Source organism: Nocardiopsis chromatogenes YIM 90109 (assembly GCF_000341185.1).
GTDB lineage: Bacteria > Actinomycetota > Actinomycetes > Streptosporangiales > Streptosporangiaceae > Nocardiopsis_A > Nocardiopsis_A chromatogenes.
The window spans coordinates 1-16485 of record NZ_ANBH01000220.1; the positions used below are offsets into that span (position 1 = coordinate 1).

14 protein-coding genes, 1 tRNA gene and 1 other RNA gene are annotated in these 16485 nt (G+C 74.1%); 9 read left to right on the forward strand and 7 right to left on the reverse strand.

The genetic code is table 11. The features are described from left to right. The first annotated feature begins 592 nt into the window (after positions 1–592). On the forward strand, positions 593–1378 hold the full coding sequence (locus D476_RS0120650; protein WP_017625827.1) for an MHYT domain-containing protein: 786 nt from the start codon (positions 593–595) through the stop codon (positions 1376–1378). 24 nt (positions 1379–1402) lie between these two features. Next, entirely contained in the window at positions 1403–1903 is a 501-nt protein-coding gene (locus D476_RS0120655) for a phosphoribosyltransferase (protein WP_017625828.1), read from the forward strand. A gap of 42 nt (positions 1904–1945) precedes the next feature. Here D476_RS0120655 and D476_RS0120660 read toward each other — a convergent pair whose 3' ends face one another. Next, a complete protein-coding gene (locus tag D476_RS0120660; protein ID WP_017625829.1) occupies positions 1946–2620 on the reverse strand; it encodes a hypothetical protein in 675 nt (224 codons plus the stop codon). Between the two features lie 262 nt (positions 2621–2882). After that, positions 2883–2970 (reverse strand) — tRNA-Ser (locus D476_RS0120665). Between the two features lie 242 nt (positions 2971–3212). Here D476_RS0120665 and ffs point away from each other — a divergent pair. Both ffs and D476_RS0120670 read left to right on the forward strand, forming a co-directional pair. Next, positions 3213–3308, forward strand: an RNA gene (gene ffs / locus D476_RS36540) — signal recognition particle sRNA small type. 143 nt (positions 3309–3451) lie between these two features. After that, a complete protein-coding gene (locus tag D476_RS0120670; protein ID WP_017625830.1) occupies positions 3452–5752 on the forward strand; it encodes a DNA polymerase III subunit gamma and tau in 2301 nt (766 codons plus the stop codon). Between the two features lie 400 nt (positions 5753–6152). Here D476_RS0120670 and D476_RS0120675 read toward each other — a convergent pair whose 3' ends face one another. Further along, the gene (locus D476_RS0120675) at positions 6153–7292 is read right to left on the reverse strand and encodes a methyltransferase domain-containing protein (protein WP_017625831.1); all 1140 of its coding nucleotides are present in this window, start codon (positions 7290–7292) and stop codon (positions 6153–6155) included. A gap of 147 nt (positions 7293–7439) precedes the next feature. On the opposite strand from D476_RS0120675, the gene D476_RS0120680 reads away from it, so the two are divergent. The 4 genes from D476_RS0120680 to D476_RS0120695 all read left to right on the forward strand — a co-directional run bounded on the left by D476_RS0120680 (position 7440) and on the right by D476_RS0120695 (position 11136). After that, complete coding sequence (locus tag D476_RS0120680; protein ID WP_017625832.1) at positions 7440–7790, forward strand: YbaB/EbfC family nucleoid-associated protein; 351 nt, start codon at positions 7440–7442, stop codon at positions 7788–7790. A 196-nt stretch (positions 7791–7986) separates the two neighbouring features. Further along, on the forward strand, positions 7987–8586 hold the full coding sequence (gene recR, locus D476_RS0120685; protein ID WP_017625833.1) for a recombination mediator RecR: 600 nt from the start codon (positions 7987–7989) through the stop codon (positions 8584–8586). Positions 8587–8806: 220 nt separating this feature from the next. Continuing rightward, a complete protein-coding gene (locus D476_RS0120690) occupies positions 8807–10078 on the forward strand; it encodes an aspartate kinase (protein ID WP_026123701.1) in 1272 nt (423 codons plus the stop codon). Next, positions 10075–11136 carry an aspartate-semialdehyde dehydrogenase gene (locus D476_RS0120695; protein WP_017625835.1) on the forward strand — a complete coding sequence of 354 codons (1062 nt, stop codon included), beginning with the start codon at positions 10075–10077 and terminating at the stop codon, positions 11134–11136. Before D476_RS0120690 ends, D476_RS0120695 begins: the two co-directional genes overlap by 4 nt. 112 nt (positions 11137–11248) lie before the next feature. On the opposite strand, the gene D476_RS0120700 is transcribed toward D476_RS0120695, so the two are convergent. Continuing rightward, on the reverse strand, positions 11249–11977 hold the full coding sequence (locus D476_RS0120700) for a GntR family transcriptional regulator (protein ID WP_026123702.1): 729 nt from the start codon (positions 11975–11977) through the stop codon (positions 11249–11251). Positions 11978–11979: 2 nt separating this feature from the next. After that, on the reverse strand, positions 11980–13791 hold the full coding sequence (locus D476_RS0120705; RefSeq protein WP_017625837.1) for a S9 family peptidase: 1812 nt from the start codon (positions 13789–13791) through the stop codon (positions 11980–11982). 324 nt (positions 13792–14115) lie between these two features. Here D476_RS0120705 and D476_RS0120710 point away from each other — a divergent pair, with 324 nt between their 5' ends. Continuing rightward, positions 14116–15045 carry a Gfo/Idh/MocA family protein gene (locus D476_RS0120710; protein WP_017625838.1) on the forward strand — a complete coding sequence of 310 codons (930 nt, stop codon included), beginning with the start codon at positions 14116–14118 and terminating at the stop codon, positions 15043–15045. Here D476_RS0120710 and D476_RS0120715 read toward each other — a convergent pair. Together D476_RS0120715 and D476_RS0120720 are read right to left on the reverse strand one after the other, a co-directional pair. Beyond that, on the reverse strand, positions 15008–15520 hold the full coding sequence (locus D476_RS0120715) for an NUDIX hydrolase (protein WP_017625839.1): 513 nt from the start codon (positions 15518–15520) through the stop codon (positions 15008–15010). The two genes, D476_RS0120710 and D476_RS0120715, sit on opposite strands and share 38 nt — an antisense overlap. 279 nt (positions 15521–15799) lie before the next feature. Continuing rightward, positions 15800–16417 carry a GNAT family N-acetyltransferase gene (locus tag D476_RS0120720; RefSeq protein WP_017625840.1) on the reverse strand — a complete coding sequence of 206 codons (618 nt, stop codon included), beginning with the start codon at positions 16415–16417 and terminating at the stop codon, positions 15800–15802. Between the last annotated feature and the right edge of the window lie 68 nt (positions 16418–16485).

The following is a 16485-nucleotide window of genomic DNA, read 5'->3' on the forward strand; positions in this document are numbered from 1 at the left end:
GGGCCCGGGTTCACGCAGGTGAGCCCGGGCCTTTTTCGTGCGCGGGGAGGCGATGGCGCCGTGCGGTCCATGTTCCGTACGCACGGCGCGGGCGCCTGATCCGCCGTGCCCGGGCGGCCCACCGTCCCGTTCTCGACGCGGCCCGGGACCGATCACCGGGGCGCGGTCGTCGTGTCCCGGGAGGAGAAGCCGCTGGGCTCTGCCGGGGTCGGTCGCCGATGTGCGCTCGTGGCCCGCTCCGGGCGCCGCCGGTGGTGTGAGCGGCGCCGATATCTGAGTGATGTGGGTCATATTCGCTGGCGGCCCTTCTTGTGCGGCGGGGCGCGGAGGCGACGGTGGGCCATGCGTTTCCGAGAAGCCTGGGAACGGCTGTAAACCCTGAGTGGCCGGGGGATTCCCGAAGCGTGACAGGTGTTCGCGCATCCCGGGGGGCGTGGTGGCGCTCCGCCGGGGGGTGGCCTTTTCGGAACGTTCGTCTCACTGGTTGCGGTTGTAACGAAACGGCGGCCTTGGCATGATCCGACGCGCTTTCCCCACCAACGCCCCGCACCCGTCCCCGCTCCGACGGGACGTTGAGAGAGAAGACGATCAGATGATCGAACACGCAGCGCTCGGCTGGTGGACCCCCGCCCTGGCCTACGGCGTCTCCGTCCTCGGCTCCTTCATCGGGCTGATGTTCGCCACCCGGGCCCGCTCCGCAGACGGGGCCTCCCGCTGGGGCTGGCTCGCCTTGGGCGCCGTCTCCCTCGGCGGTGCCGCCGTGTGGTCCATGCACTTCATCGCGATGATGGGGTTCCGCGTCAACGGGATGGTCATCCGCTACGACCCGGTGCTGACCGTGGCCAGCGCCGCCGCCGCGATCGCCATCATGGCCGCCGCCCTGGCCGTCGTCACGCTGTGGCGCACCCTCCCGGCCCTGCTGGCCGGCGGTGCGGCCGCCGGCGCGGGCGTCGTGGCCATGCACTACATGGGCATGGCGTCGATGCGGATGGAAGGCGAGATGCACCATTCCACCGGCTTCGTGGCAGCCGCCTGCGTCATCGCGGTGGTGGCCGCCACGGTCGCCCTGTGGTTCGCCCAGAACCTGAGCAGCAGCGGCTCCATCGTGGCGGCGGCCTTCGTGATGGGGGTGGCGGTGTCGGCCATGCACTACACCGGGATGATGGGGGTCGGCGTCGACGGGGCCACCGGTTCCATGTCGTCCGTCCCGGAGGGGATGTCCGCCCTGGACTTCCTCACCCCGATGATTCTGGGCCCCGGCCTGTTCCTGGCGCTCAGCGCGCTCCTGCTGCTGGCACTGCCGGAGGAGGAGCGCGGGCGGCCGCGCGCCCGGTACGGGGCGGCCCCCGCGGGGCGCGATACTGGTGTGCGGTCCTGACCTGCACCACGCCGAGGGGGCACCGTGAGCGGCGACGTCCGTGAGAACCTGACCTATGAGCTGTTCGGCACCGCCGTGCGCGAACTGGCCCAGACCATCGCCGACGACGGGTTCGAGCCCGACATCGTCCTGTCGATCGCCCGCGGCGGCCTGTTCGTGGCCGGAGGGCTCGGCTATGCCCTGGACGTGAAGAACCTGCACGTGATGAACGTGGAGTTCTACACCGGGGTGGGCGAGACCCTGGACATGCCGGTCATGCTCCCGCCGGTGCCCAACGCCGTCGACCTGGGCCGCAAGAGGGTCCTGGTGGCCGACGACGTCGCCGACACCGGCAAGACGCTCAAGCTGGTGCACGACTTCTGCGCCGAGCACGTGGCCGAGGTGCGCAGCGCGGTGATCTATGAGAAGCCGCAGTCGCTGGTCAAGTGCGAGTACGTGTGGAAGCGCACGGACGCCTGGATCAACTTCCCGTGGTCGGTCGAGCCCCCGGTGGTGCGCCGTCAGGGCCAGGTCCTCGACGCCTGAGGACGCGGCCGGACCCCGGCCCCGTCCGGTCGGCCCGGGGGATCACCCCCGGGCGTAGTGGGCGAGCGCGTCCAGCAGCATGAGCCGCTTGCGGACCAGGTTGCGGGTCACGATCCCCTCATTCCAGGCGAACGCCCAGTGGCCGCGGACCGCCCACTTCATGCCGCCTCCGACCCCCGAGGCGGCGTCCAGCATCCGCGCGGCGAACGCCGGATGGTCGGTGATCACCCCCCGCTCCTTGCGGCCGCGGGGGGTGTAGGGCACATGGTGCGGCTGGTGCGGGAACCACTGGGTGACCGGCGTCAGCTTCGGGTTGCGGTATTCCCACGGGGCCCGCGCGACGACGTCGGGGCAGGGGTGCGGCAGCCGCGCCGCAGTGAACCAGAAGTGGCCGCCGCTTTCGAGGTTGGCCAGCTCGTGGTGCGGATTGTCGAAGGCGAGCACCCACAGCCCGTTGCGTGGGCCGCTCACGATGTCCTTGATCTCCTCGGGGGCGGCGGGCACCCCGAGCGCGGACAGCTCCGCGAGCGCGGAGGCGAGCCGCGTGGCTTCGCGGCCGCGCGCCGTGTAGTGGAGCCCCTCCTCGCGGGCGAGGCCCACGAGCATCTTGGCCCGGGAGCTGAGGATCTTCTGATCGGCGGCGCCGGTGACCGCATCTGCGGTGGCGTCGGCGGCGATCTCCGCCGCGCCGCCGAAGAGGAAGCTCAACAGGCCCACTTTTCTCCTACGCGGTGCACGGTGTCCCTTTGTGGCGCCGACCAATGCTTCCGTTCGGAGGAAGGACACGCAAGGATTTCGAGCTGGATCGAAAGCCCCCGGTGGCAGGGGGCGCGGTGCGGCCGCCGACCGTGTCGGCGGGCCCATCTGGGAGGGGGAGGAGCGGTCCGGCGACGGCGCCGAAGCAGCGGAACCGGGGCGAGACACGAACAAGGCCCCGACCGCGCACCCGGTCGGGGCCTTCGTTCTGCCTCGGAGAGGCTGGCGGAGGATACGAGATTCGAACTCGTGAGGGGTTGCCCCCAACACGCTTTCCAAGCGTGCGCCCTAGGCCTCTAGGCGAATCCTCCGAGAACAACTCTACATGCCGTGGGGGAGTGCTTCGAACGCATCCGCGTGGCGCTCCGGCGCCCCTGGGGGCCGCGAGGAGACGTCGTTGCGGCATGTCGACGAGGCGACACGGAGACATGGCCCCGGCCACGCGGTGACATGCCGGTCGGCCTCCGAGTGGAGGGGCGGGCATCGCCGAGGGCGAACGGAGCCGCACCCGCACGCCCGTGCGGTTCGGTCCCTGCGTCCTATACAGTGGGGGGCAGACCCCTCGTGCGGCGTCATCTTATGAACCTCCCCAGGGCCGGAAGGCAGCAAGGATAAGTAAGCTCTGGCGGGTGCGCGAGGGGTCCTTTGTGTTTCCCCTCCCCCCTCACCGGCCCGCCACCGGGCCGAAGTCCCCGGCAGGCCCGGCCCGGTTCGGCGAACGCGGCGCGTCCCGTCGGCGGGAGGAGGTTGAATGGGGGGCGTGGATGCGACCGAGGGAGCCGTGAACACGCCGTGAGCATCGCGCTGTACCGCAAGTACCGGCCCGCGACGTTCGGGGAAGTGCGCGGGCAGGAGCACGTGACCGACCCGCTGCGCCAAGCGCTGCGCAACGGCCGGATCAACCACGCCTACCTGTTCAGCGGCCCCCGCGGCTGTGGCAAGACCTCCAGCGCGCGGATCCTGGCGCGCTCGCTCAACTGCGACCAGGGGCCCACCCCCGACCCGTGCGGGGAGTGCGAGGCCTGCGTGGCCCTGGCGCCCGACGGGCCCGGCAGCATCGACGTCATCGAGATCGACGCGGCCTCGCACGGCGGCGTGGACGACGCGCGCGACCTGCGCGAACGGGCGTTCTTCGCGCCCGTCAACTCGCGCTACAAGGTCTACATCATCGACGAGGCGCACATGGTGACCCGCGAAGGGTTCAACGCGCTGCTCAAGCTCGTCGAGGAGCCGCCGCCGCACCTGAAGTTCGTCTTCGCGACCACTGAGCCGGACAAGGTCATCGGCACCATCCGCTCGCGCACCCACCACTACCCCTTCCGGCTGATCCCGCCGAGCACGCTGCGCGAGCTGATGGAGGAGATCCTCACCGAGGAGGGGGTCTCCTTCGACCCGGCGGCGCTGCCGCTGGTGGTGCGCGCCGGCGCCGGGTCGGCCCGCGACTCGCTGTCCATCCTCGACCAGCTCCTCGCCGGGTCCGGGGAGGACGGCATCACCCGCGAGGGCGCCGTGGCGCTGCTCGGCTACACCGACTCCTCGCTGCTCGCCGAGATGGTCGACGCCCTGGGCGACCGGGACGGGGCGGCCGCGTTCTCCCTGATCGACCGGGTCGCCGAGGGCGGCCACGACCCGCGCCGGTTCACCGCCGACCTGTTGGAGCGGGTGCGCGACCTCGTGGTGCTGGCGGCCGTGCCCGACGCCCTGGACAAGGGGCTCATCAACGTCTCCCCGGACGCGGTGGAGAAGATGCGCGAGCAGGCCTCCCGGCTGGGACCGGCCGAGCTGACCCGCGCCGCCGAGGCCCTGAACCAGGGGCTGACCGAGATGCGCGGGGCGACCTCGCCCCGGTTGCAGCTGGAGTTGACGTGCGCGCGGGTGCTCCTGCCCGGCGCGGCGCCGCCGGGCGACGCGGGCGCCCTGGCGGCGCGGCTGGAGCAGCTGGAGCGCAGGGTGTCGTCGGCACCGGTGAACCCGCCGCCCGCGCCGCAGGCGCAGGCGCCCCAGGCCCCGCCGCCCGCGGCGTCCCCGGCACCTGCACCCGTATCCGCCGCTCCGGAGCCCGCGCCCGCGCCAGAGCCGCCCCCGGCGCCGGAGCCCGCCGCCGCGCCTCCCTCCCCTCCCGCGGCACCCGAACCTGCATCGGCACCTGAACCGGCACCGCAGGCGGCCGCCGCGGACGACGACTGGCCCGAGGCCGTCCGCCCCGGCGAGGGCGCGACCCGCCAGGAGTCGGCGCCGCAGGCGGCACCCGCCGTCCCGGCGCCGCAGCCCGCTCCGGCCGCGCCCGCCGCACCGTCGGGCGCGTCGGGGAGCGGCCCCGTCGATGTGGGCACGCTCCAGTCGTCCTGGGGACGGATCATGGAGGCCGTCAAGGGGCTGCGCCGTTTCACCTGGATGGTGCTGAGCGGCAGCGACGTCCGCCCGGTCGGCATCGAAGGGAACATGGTCCAGCTCGGGTTCTCCCGGCCGAACGATGCCAAGGGCTTCTCCAACAGCGGCAGCGACGCCGTCGTGTCCAAGGCGATCAAGCAGGTGCTGGGCGCCGAGGTGCGGGTCGTCGCGGTGACCGGCAACGCCCCTCAGGGGTCGGCCGCCCCGGCGCCGCCGGGGCCCACGCCCCAGTCCCCGGCAGGCGGCGGCCCCAACGGGTCCGGCGCCCCCGGAGGGCCCGGCGGATCGGGCGGACCAGGTGGTCCCGGCGGACCACCGGGAGGCGCAGGCGGTACGGGAGCACCGGGCGGGCCCGGGGACCAGAGCACGGGTCCGGGGAACGGCCACAGCGCCGATCCGGGCAATGGCCGGAGCGGGGGAACGGGGCCGGGTTCGAGGCCTGCGGCGCAGCAGGCCCGCCGGATCGCCACCGGCTTGGAGGAGCCGCCCCCGGATCCTTATGAGGACGCGGCCGCGGCCCCGCCCCCTGACATGGGGGGCGCCCCGAGCCGTGCCCCGGCCCCCGCACCGCAGGAACCGGACGAGCCCGACCCCGAGAACGACCTGGACGACGACGGCGGGCCCCCGCCGTCGGCGCTGTCCCTCATCGAGTCCGAACTCGGCGGCAAAGTGATCGACGAGATCGACCACACCGCAGGCTGACCGGCGTCGGCCGGGCGGATGGCCGCTGCCTAGGGCAGCGGGCGCAGGAGGTTCCGGGGCCATCTGGCGTGTCGTCGGCCGCACGGCGTGTACGAGGCCACCGGGGTAGGCGCGGCGGGACGGCAGGTCCCCACTATCGGGCCGCAGCCAGGCGGCGGACCGCCGGGGTTCGAGGGTGGCGCGGCGACCACGCACACGCCCGGCGGCCGACAACGCTGCAGGTGGGGCCGCTGGCCACCTTCGTCGCTACTGCTTCTCCTCGTGCCCCGGCGGCCCGGCTCCCGGCCGGGGACCGCGAGCGGGGCACCGGCTCTTCCCGTCGCCGCCGACCGCGGTGACCGCGTACGCGCCCGACACCCCGTACCCGCCGCCCCGGGCGCCACGGCGGCGGGCCCAACCGCTAATCCTGGTCCCACCCGGGGCCGTCCGGGGTGTCCAGCCATACGCGGTGGTGGCCGTCGGCGGCCACCGTCAGGCCGTACCTCTCCGGCGGGGGCTCGCCCAAGGTGCGCCATTCCTCCTGGGCGTCCTCCACCTCGTCCCACAGGGACCGCGGTCCGGCCTGTTCGACCCGCCAAGCCGTTCCGGCCGGGAGCACCCGCGCCCACGATCCACCGTCCGACGAGGCCAGCCACAACTGCCGCCCCGCGCCTCCCGGTGCCGGGCGCAGACCCATCCGCCACCGATGGACCGCCACCGTCACCGCGAACGCCGTCGAGAACCGGGTCAGCGGCGCGATCGGGTCGAGGCCGTGCAGGAGCCGCGTCTCGTCCGGCTCGGCCTCCGGCGGCGGTGCCGCCGCGGGGGGCGGCCGCTGGGACCGCAGCGGCATGAACCCCAGTCCGCCCAGGAACGGACCGCTCGCCGACCCGTCCCCGTGCACCGTCAGCCGGGCGAGCACCCCCGCCCCCTCCATCGCCGTCCACGGAAGCACCACCAGCCCGCCCTCCACGGTCTGGCGGACCCACGCCCGCGGCACCCTCGTGGCGGCGCAGGTCGCGATCACCCGGTGGTACGGGGCGCCCTCCGGGTACCCGAACTCCCCGTCGCCCCGCACGGTCCGCGGCGTCCGGCCCGCTCGCACCAGCGCCGCCCGCGCCCCCTCCAGCACCTCCGGGTCGATCTCCACGCTCACCACCCGGTCGTCGCCGAGCCGTGCCGCCAGCAGGGCCGCGTTCCACCCGGTGCCGGTCCCCACCTCCAGCACCCGCTGCCCGTCCCGCAGGCGGGCGGCCTCCAGCATCCGGGCCACGATGCCCGGTGCGGAGCAGGACGAGGTGGGCACCCCCTCCGGCCGCTCCGGGTCGCCGTCGTCGATCTGCACCACGACCGGCTCGTCCGCGTAGGCGGCCTCCAGCCACCGCTCGGGCGCCCGGTCGGCGTCCAGCGGGCTCCCGGAGGTGGTGACCGCCCCGTGCAGGGGGATGAAGAAGTGCCGGGGGACCGCGCGGAAGGCCGCGGCCAGACGGCGGTCGGTGAGCGCGCCCGACGCGGTGAGGGAGTCGATGAGCGCCCGGTGGCGCCGTGCGGCGCTGAGCATCGCGTGTCGCCCCCGATGGTGCGTGCCGCAGGGGCGGCCGGCGGGCGCCGGGGTCATGGTNGCGCGCCGGTAAACCCGCGGCGGTTAGTCTCGGCAGAGTCGGCAAGCGATCCGAGGGGAAGTGGCCAAGTGAACCCTGGCGGCGGAATGGACATGCAGGCGCTGCTGCAGCAGGCCCAGCAGATGCAGCAGCAGCTCATGGAGGCCCAGCAGGAGCTGGACGAGGCCCGCGTCGAGGGGACCTCCGGCGGCGGGCTGGTGACGGTGACGGTCAACGGGCGCGGCACCGTCGAGGACGTCACGATCGACCCGAAGGCGGTGGACCCCGAGGAGCCCGCCGAGAGCGCGCAGACCATCGCCGACCTGGTGCTGGCGGCGGTGCGCGACGCCGAGTCGGCGGTCGAGCGGCTGCAGCAGGAGAAGATGGGCCCGCTGAACGACGCCCTGGGCGGCATGCCCGGCGCGGGCGGCGGCATGCCGGGTCTGCCGGGCATGTAGCCCCCGGCCCCGGCCCGAGCCCGGGGACGCAGGGCGGGCGCTCCCGTCGGAGGCGGGGGCGCGCCCGCCGGTGCCGCCGCGCCCGGGGCGAGGGCGGAGATCGGCGCCGGCACCCGCGTTCCGGGGCGCCCGGGACCGATCCGGGCGCGTCCTGGGCTACGGTGGAGGGCGAAAGCTGCGACACCTTGGGTAGGCGATGTACGAAGGCGCGGTCCAGAACCTGATCGACGAGCTCGGGCGGCTGCCCGGCGTCGGTCCGAAAAGCGCGCAGCGCATCGCCTTCCACCTGCTCGCCGCCGAGCAGGCCGACGTCAGGCGCCTGGTCGACGCCCTGGTCGAGGTCAAGGACCGGGTCCGCTTCTGCGAGGAGTGCGGCAACGTCTCCGAGGAGGAGCGCTGCCGCATCTGCCGCGACCCGCGCCGCGACGAGGCGGTCATCTGCGTGGTCGAGGAGTCCAAGGACGTCGTGGCCATCGAGCGCACCCGCGAGTTCCGCGGCCGCTACCACGTGCTGGGCGGCGCGATCAGCCCCATCGAGGGCGTGGGCCCCGACGACCTGCGGGTCAAGGAGCTGATGGCGCGGCTGTCGGACGGCCGGGTCACCGAGCTGATCCTGGCCACCGACCCCAACCTGGAGGGTGAGGCGACCGCGACCTACCTCGCCCGCCTCGTCAAACCCATGGGCCTGAAAGTCACCCGCCTGGCCAGCGGCCTGCCCGTCGGCGGCGACCTCGAGTACGCCGACGAGGTGACGCTCGGCCGGGCCTTCGAGGGCCGCAGAAGCCTGGAGTTCTAGATCACATCCGGGCGCGGAGCCCCGGCATAAGGCCCGGTCCCGCGGTGCGCCGCCCGAGGAGCGGGGGGTCGTCCCCCCGCAAGGGCGAGTAACGTCCCCCAATCCGGGTAAGCCCAGCTCTCGGTGCCTTTCTGCCCAGGTGGGAGGGTATGTCCCTGAAAACCGCTCGCTACACTCCATATTTGATCACCGTGAATCCCAATCCTCAGGAGCGCCGACCGTGGCATTGATCGTGCAGAAGTACGGTGGCTCCTCCGTCGCCGACGCGGAGGCCATCAAGCGGGTAGCCCAGCGGATCGTCGCTCAGAAAAAGGCGGGATACGACGTGGTCGTCGTCGTCTCGGCCATGGGCGACACCACCGACGAGCTCCTCGACCTGGCCGAGCAGGTCTCCCCGCTGCCCCCCGGGCGCGAGATGGACATGCTGCTGACCGCGGGCGAGCGCATGTCGATGGCGCTGGTCGCCATGGCGATCGGGAACCTCGGCTACGAGGCCCGTTCGTTCACCGGATCGCAGGCCGGCGTCATCACCACGTCCCTGCACGGCAACGCCAAGATCATCGACGTCACCCCCGGCCGCATCCGCGAGGCCCTGGACGAGGGCTCGATCTGCATCGTGGCCGGCTTCCAGGGCGTGTCGCAGGACAGCAAGGACATCACCACGCTGGGCCGCGGCGGCTCCGACACCACCGCGGTGGCGCTGGCCGCCGCCCTGGACGCGGACGCCTGCGAGATCTACAGCGACGTGGACGGCGTCTTCACCGCCGACCCGCGCATCGTCCCCTCGGCGCAGCGCATCCCCAAGATCTCCTACGAGGAGATGCTGGAGATGGCCGCCAGCGGCACCAAGATCCTGCACCTGCGGTGCGTGGAGTACGCCCGGCGGTACAACATCCCGCTGCACGTGCGCTCGTCGTTCAGCCAGAAGCCCGGAACCTGGGTCGTCTCCGAAGTCGAGGAAAGCGAAGGCATGGAACAACCGATCATCTCCGGCGTCGCGCACGACCGCAGCGAGGCCAAGATCACCGTGGTGGGGGTGCCCGACCGTGTCGGTGAGGCGGCCGCCATCTTCAACGTGCTGGCCGAGGCCGAGGTCAACATCGACATGATCGTGCAGAACGTGTCGGCGGCCTCCACGTCGCGTACCGACATCTCCTTCACCGTCCCCGAGTCCTCGGGCCAGACCGCCATGGCAGTGCTGAAGAAGATCCAGGACAAGGTCGGCTTCGAGGCGCTGCGCTACGACGACAAGATCGGCAAGGTGTCGCTGATCGGCGCCGGCATGCGCTCCTACCCCGGTGTCACCTCGCGCTTCTTCGACGCGATCGCCGGGTCGGGCACCAACATCGAGATGATCTCCACCTCGGAGATCCGCATCTCCGTCATCGTGACCGAGGACCAGGTCGACTCGGCGGTGGCGGCCGCGCACACCGAGTTCCAGCTCGACGCCGACCAGGTCGAGGCCGTCGTCTATGGAGGTACCGGCCGATGAGCAACCGTCTCCCCACCCTCGCCGTCGTCGGTGCCACCGGCGCCGTCGGCACCGTGATGCTCGACATCCTCTCCACCCGGGAGAACGTCTGGGGCGAGATCCGCCTGGTCGCCTCCCCCCGCTCGGCGGGCAAGCGCCTGACCGTGCGCGGCGAGGAGGTCGAGGTGCAGGCGCTGGCCCCGGAGGTCTTCGACGGGGTGGACGTCGCCATGTTCGACGTGCCCGACGAGGTCTCCAAGGAGTGGGCACCGATCGCCGCCGAGCGCGGCGCGGTGGCCGTGGACAACTCCGGCGCCTTCCGGATGGACCCGGACGTGCCGCTGGTGGTGCCCGAGGTCAACGCCGAGAAGGTGGCCGACCGCCCGCGCGGCATCATCGCCAACCCGAACTGCACCACCCTGTCGATGATCGTGGCCATCGGCGCGCTGCACCGCGCCTACCGCGCCACCGACCTGGTGGTCGCCTCCTACCAGGCCGCCTCCGGCGCCGGGCAGGAGGGCATCGACACCCTGCGCGACCAGATCGCGGCGGCCGCCGCCGACCGCACCCTGGGCGAGCGGGCGGGCGACGTGCGCTCGGCCGTGGGGGACCTGGGCCCGTTCCCGGCCCCGCTGGCGATGAACGTGGTGCCGTGGGCCGGGTCGCTCAAGGAGGACGGGTACTCCTCCGAGGAGCTGAAGGTCCGCAACGAGTCCCGCAAGATCCTGGACCACGCCGACCTGAAGGTCTCGGCGACCTGCGTGCGCGTCCCCGTGGTCACCACGCACGCCCTGTCCGTGCACGCGACCTTCGCCCAGGAGGTGGACGCCGCCAAGGCACGCGAGCTCTTGGCGTCGGCCCCCGGCGTGGTGGTGCAGGACGACCCGGCCGCCGGCGAGTTCCCGACCCCGGCCGACGTGGTGGGGACCGACCCGACGTGGGTGGGGCGTATCCGCCGCTCCATCGACGACCCGCGCTCGCTGGACCTGTTCCTGTGCGGGGACAACCTGCGCAAGGGCGCCGCGCTGAACACGGCGCAGATCGCGGAGGTCGTCGCCGAGGAGTTCATCCGGGGCTGACCCGTCCCCCGGCCGGACCTCCCCGGTCCCGGCCGGGACCGGGCCTCCGTGCGCCCGGCCCGCGCCTCGCGCGGGCCGGGCGCACGCCTTTCCCCCGGTGCGCCCGCGCCCCTCAGGGGCGGCGCCAGCGCGGCCGGGTCAGGCCCAGGCGGTACACCAGGCGGCACTGGTCGACCGACCCGACCAGGTCGGACGTCTCCACCGGCCGCCCCTGGCTGTAGTGGGTGCGTTCGACCACCAGCATCGGCCGCCCCGGCGGCAGCCGCAGCGACGCCGCCTCGGGGGCCCGCAGCGGCCGCACCCCCACCTCCTCGACGACCCGGTCCACCGAGACCCCGACCCCCGCCAGCCGGTCGAGCACCCCGGCCTCCGGGGCGTCGAGCGGGCTGCGCAGCGTGCCCTTGGTCAGCGAGGTGGGCTCCCAGGCGGTGTGCACCGCCACCGGCTCGCCCTCGGCCGTGCCGACGCTGCGGGTGCGGAAGACGGCGGCGCCCTCCTGCAGGACCAGGCGCCGGGCCAGGCTCCCGGCCGCCTTCTCGGTGGCGACGTCGTACTCGGCGGTGTGCAGCGGCCCCACCCCGGCCCCGGAGAAGCGGTCGGTGCGCGGGAAGCGGTGCACGTCCGGCGGGGTCCGCACGAAGTAGCCCGCCCCGGGCCGCGCCTCGACCAGCCCCTCGTCGACCAGCAGGCGCAGGGCGTGCCGGGACACCTGCTCGCTCACGTCGTAGGCGCGGGCGAGGCGGGAGCGGGAGGGCAGCCGGTCGCCGGGGGCCAACTCCCCGGACAGGATCGGCCGCCGCAGCAGCTCGGCCATCCACACGTAGCGCGGTTGCGGCTCCACGGCTACGCGCTTCCCGGTATGGGCCCTCCCGGAACCCCGGCGAGGTTTCTCAGCGCGAAGTCGAGCTCGGCGGCCATGTGGCGGATGCGCTCCTCCACCACGAAGGAGCCGTGCCCGGCGTCGAACCGGTACACTTCGTGCGGCTTGCCCAGCTCGCGCAGGCGGTCCACGTAGTTCTCGATCTGCCGGATGGGGCAGCGCGGGTCGTTCTCCCCGGCGAGGATGAGCACCGGGGCCTTCACGTCCGCGGCGTAGGTGAGCGGCGAGGAGGCCGTGTACAGGTCGGGGACCTCCTCGGGCGAGCCGCCGAACATGGACCGGTCGAAGGCGCGCAGCGCCTCCATCTCGTCGGCGTAGGCGGCCGTGTAGTCGGCGATCGGCACCGCGGCGATGCCCAGCGACCAGTCGTCCGGCCGCGCGCCCAGCCCGAGCAGGGTCAGGTAGCCGCCCCAGGAGGCGCCCTCCAGCACCAGCCGGGACGGATCGGCCAGCCCGGAGGCCACCGCCCAGTCGCGCACGGCGGTGATGTCCTCCAGCTCGGTGAGGCCGACGCGGCGCTCGATGGCGTTGCGCCAGGCGCTGCCGTACCCGGTGGAGCCGCGGTAGTTCACCCGGACGACGGCGAACCCGTGGTCGACCCAGGCGGCGACGTCGGAGAAGAACGCGTCGGTGTCCTGGGCCTCGGGGCCGCCGTGGACCAGGAAGACGGTGGGGTAGGGGGCGGTCCCGGCCTCGGGTTCGGACACCAGGGCGTGCACGGCGCCGCCGGGCCCCTCCACGTCGACGTCGCGCACCGGCACCGACGGCGGCGCGGCGGACCCGGGCGGGGTGAGCACCGTCTCGCCGCGGGTGTTGCGGATCACCGGCGGGAGCCGGGAACTGGACCAGGAGTACTCCACGGTGCCGTCGGGGCGGGCCGCGGCGGCACTGACCAGGCCCGAGGGCGTGTCCAGCGGCTCGGTGCGCCCGCCGTCGGGCGTGTGCAGGTGCAGGCGGGACCGGGCGCGGTGCTCCTGGACGATGAGCAGCTGCTTGCCGTCGGGGGCCCAGTCGGCGGAGAGCTCGCCGGGCAGGTCGTCAAGGCGCACCTCCTGCTCCTCGCCGGTGGCGGGGTCCCACAGCAGCGGCTCGGCGCGGCCGCGCCGCTCGTGCAGGACCAGCAGGCAGTGTCCGCCGGGGGAGAAGTGGCCGGGGTACAGGGCGCGGCCGGGGCCGTCCCACAGGTCGCCGAGGGCCTCGGCCCGCGGTGCGGCGCCCGCCCCGGCGCCGTGCAGGCGGTAGACGCGCACGGCGGTGTGGCGGGAGTCGCCGTGCTCGCTGTGCGCGATGGCGAACAGGGTGCCGTCGTCGGACCAGGAGGCGAGGTAGCCCTCCTGGCGGTGGGAGTACAGCTCGGCCGACGGCTCCCCGGGGCGGCACAGGTGGACGCTGAAGCCGTCGTCGGTGGAGCGCCCGATGAGCGCGCCGCCGTCGGTGCCCAGCGCCAGCCCGGCCGAGTAGGACGGGGCCAGGCCGGGCGCGGCCGCCTCGTCCGGGCCGCCGGTGAAGGGGCGGCGCCGCCAGACGCCGAACTCGTCGCCGTCGGTGTCGTCGAACCACCACACCCAGTCCCCGGAGGGGTCGAGGGCACCGAGCTCGGTGCCCTGGGGGCGCGCGGTGGCCTGGCGGTGATCGCCGGTGGCGCGGTCCCAGGTGTACAGCTCCCACGTCCCGCTGGAGTTGCTGCGGTAGAGGGAACGGTCAGGGGCCTCACGGGCCCAGGAAGGAAGACTGATCCGGCCGGCTCGGAACCGGTCCTGCCAACGCTCGCCCATGATCCCCAGTAAAGCAGTGGACTTGCGCCGATTGGAGGTGAATCCACGAGTCGACTTGGCCACTCTAGGACGAATCGTCACGTCGGCGCGGGGCCGGTAGGAAAAGGGGTGGCCGGAGGGGCGGGTCGGCCACGGGGTGGTCGGGTGGTTCCCGGCCCGCGCGCGGAGCGGGCGGGAGAGGTGGCGACGGAAAGGCCGGCGCCCCGCTCATGGGCCCCGGCCGGGGCCCATGAGCGGGGCACCGGCTCCCCCGGCGACGCCGTGCATATCGACCGGGATGCCTGTCACGCCGGTCTCCTCGTGGGCGCGGGTAGCCTTCTGCGAATGAGAGTAGCCATCATCGGACTCGGCGACATCGCCCGTAAGGCGTACCTGCCGACCCTGGCCGTCCGCCCCGGTGTGGAACCGGTGCTCATGACCCGGTCGCAGGACCGGCTGGCCGAGACCGCGGCCGCCTACCGCGTGCCCGACCGGGACTGCCACACCGACCTGAGCGCCCTGCTGCGCCGCCCGCCGGAGGCGGCGTTCGTGCACGCCGCGACCGAGGCCCACGCCGAACTGCTGGAGGCGCTCATCGACGCGGGCGTCCCCACCTATGTGGACAAGCCGCTCGCCCCCGAGCTGGAGGCCGCCGAGCGGATCGTCGCCCGCGCCGAGCGCGCCGGGGTGGGGCTGATGGTGGGCTTCAACCGCCGCTACGCGCCCGGGTACGCGGCCGCCCGGGAGCGCCCGCGCGACCTGGTCTTCATGCAGAAGAACCAGCAGGACCGCCCGGACGCCCCGCGCCGGGTGGTCTTCGACGACTTCATCCACGTCGTCGACACGCTGCGCTTCCTCGCCCCCGGCGGCGCCGAGGCGCTGGAGGCCGCCGAGGTGTCGGTCGACGCCCGGGTGCGCGGCGGCGCCCTGGAGCACGTCGTGCTGCGCCTGGCCGGGCGCGGCTGGACGGCGATCGGCGCGATGAACCGCGTCTCCGGTGCCAAGGAGGAGCGCCTGGAGGTGTCCGGGGACGGCGGCAAGTTCATCGTCGACGGCCTGGCCGACACCGTCGAGCACGCCGGGGCGCTGCGCACCGAGCGCAGGGGCGACTGGACCCCGGTGGCGCGCCAGCGCGGCATCGAGCAGATCTGCACCGCCTTCCTGGAGGCGGTGGCCGAGGGCGCCCCGCTGGACGCGCGGGACGCCCTGCGCACGCACGAGCTGTGCGAGCGGATCGTCACGCAGGCGGAGGGTCGCCGTCCAGGCGGCGCATGAGCACCCCGTCGGCCAGCATCAGGCGGCGCACCAGCGCCTCGTCGTATTCGGCGAGCCCGGCGTCGTTGAGCACCCGCATGTGGGTGGGGTGCGGCAGCACGTCGCGCGGGTGCACCTGGCCCACGCCGCCCGCCTCGCCCGGGGCGAAGCCCTCGGGCACCGGGTAGGGCTGAAGCGCGCGGAAGACGTGCAGGTGCCGGTGGTGGCCGGTCCCGCCGTCGCCTCCCCGGACCTCGTAGAGCCCGATGGGGGCGAGTGGGCCCGTACGCAGCCCGGCGCCCTCCTCGGTGGCGCGCCGGGCGGCCTGCTCGGCGCTCTCTCCGGGGGCGGGGCGCCCGCCGGGCAGGGTCCAGTGCCCGGCCTGCGGTCCGCTGGCGCACAGGACGAAGGTGAGCGTCCAGTCCGGTCCGGGGACGATGGCGGCGGCCTCCACGGCCGGGGCGTCCGGGCCGGGCGGGGGGAAGACGGTCGGCATGGTCCGGTTTTCTCCTGGTCGGTGCGGTGTGCGGCGGAGGGCGCGGCCACGCGGCCACCCCGCCGCTGACCACCATCGCGCATCCGCGGTCCCCCGCGCCACCTGTTGTGCAGGACCGGGGGCGGGCCGTGGCGGCCCCGCACGCATCGGGCGGGGCCGGGGCGTGCGCGGAGCGGAGACGGATGCGGTGCCCGCGGAGGGGAGCGCCGCCCGGACCTCCCCCGCCCGGACCACCCGGCCGGAGGCCCCGGGCCGGGCGGGGCCCGCATCGGGCGTGTTTCACGTGGAACCGGGTGCCCGCTCCATGCACCAGGTGGTCGGGGCACCGTCGGGGAGGTCGACCTCGGCCGTGACCTCGAAGCCCAACCGGCGGTAGATACGCACGTTGTCGGCGGTGGCGGTCTCCAGGAAGACCGGCGCGCCCGCGGCGTCGGCGGCGCGCAGGCCCGGCTCGACGACGGCGCGGCCCAGCCCTTCGCCCTGGCGGTCGCGGCGCACCCCGACCGTGGCGAGGAACCAGCACGGGCGGCTCGGCCGGTGCGCCTCCAGCACCGCGTCGGCGCGGCCCACCGCGTGCAGCCGGTCGCCGTAGAGCGCGGCCAGCTCGGGGGAGGTGAACAGGTCCGAGGGGATCTCGGCGCCGGGGACGGTCCACACCGAGGCGGCCGCGTTGTCCTCCGCGGTCCACACCCGGCCGTAGGGCAGGCCGATCCGTTCGGCGAAGTAGAGCTGCAGGGCGCGCAGGCGTTCGGTGTACCCGTCGGCGGGGACCGCCCAGCGGGTCCACGGGTAGTCGGTGAACGCATCGGCCAGGGCGTCGGCGATCGCCGGGAGGTCGGCCTCGGTCGCGGGGCGGACCGGGGCGGAGCCCCCGGCCGGGGTGGACGGGTCGGTCATGTCGTGGGGTGCTTCCGGGTCGGGGCCATGGACAGGGGCGGACCGGCGGGGGCGCCCCCCCCCCCCCT

Coding starts and splice junctions, on each gene's coding strand:
- D476_RS0120650 (WP_017625827.1), top strand. CDS start 593: ATGATCGAACACGCAGCGCTCGGCTGGTGGACCCCCGCCCTGGCCTAC.
- D476_RS0120675 (WP_017625831.1), bottom strand. CDS start 7,292: ATGCTCAGCGCCGCACGGCGCCACCGGGCGCTCATCGACTCCCTCACC.
- D476_RS0120680 (WP_017625832.1), top strand. CDS start 7,440: ATGGACATGCAGGCGCTGCTGCAGCAGGCCCAGCAGATGCAGCAGCAG.
- recR (WP_017625833.1), top strand. CDS start 7,987: ATGTACGAAGGCGCGGTCCAGAACCTGATCGACGAGCTCGGGCGGCTG.
- D476_RS0120695 (WP_017625835.1), top strand. CDS start 10,075: ATGAGCAACCGTCTCCCCACCCTCGCCGTCGTCGGTGCCACCGGCGCC.
- D476_RS0120705 (WP_017625837.1), bottom strand. CDS start 13,791: ATGGGCGAGCGTTGGCAGGACCGGTTCCGAGCCGGCCGGATCAGTCTT.
- D476_RS0120710 (WP_017625838.1), top strand. CDS start 14,116: ATGAGAGTAGCCATCATCGGACTCGGCGACATCGCCCGTAAGGCGTAC.
- D476_RS0120715 (WP_017625839.1), bottom strand. CDS start 15,520: ATGCCGACCGTCTTCCCCCCGCCCGGCCCGGACGCCCCGGCCGTGGAG.
- D476_RS0120720 (WP_017625840.1), bottom strand. CDS start 16,417: ATGACCGACCCGTCCACCCCGGCCGGGGGCTCCGCCCCGGTCCGCCCC.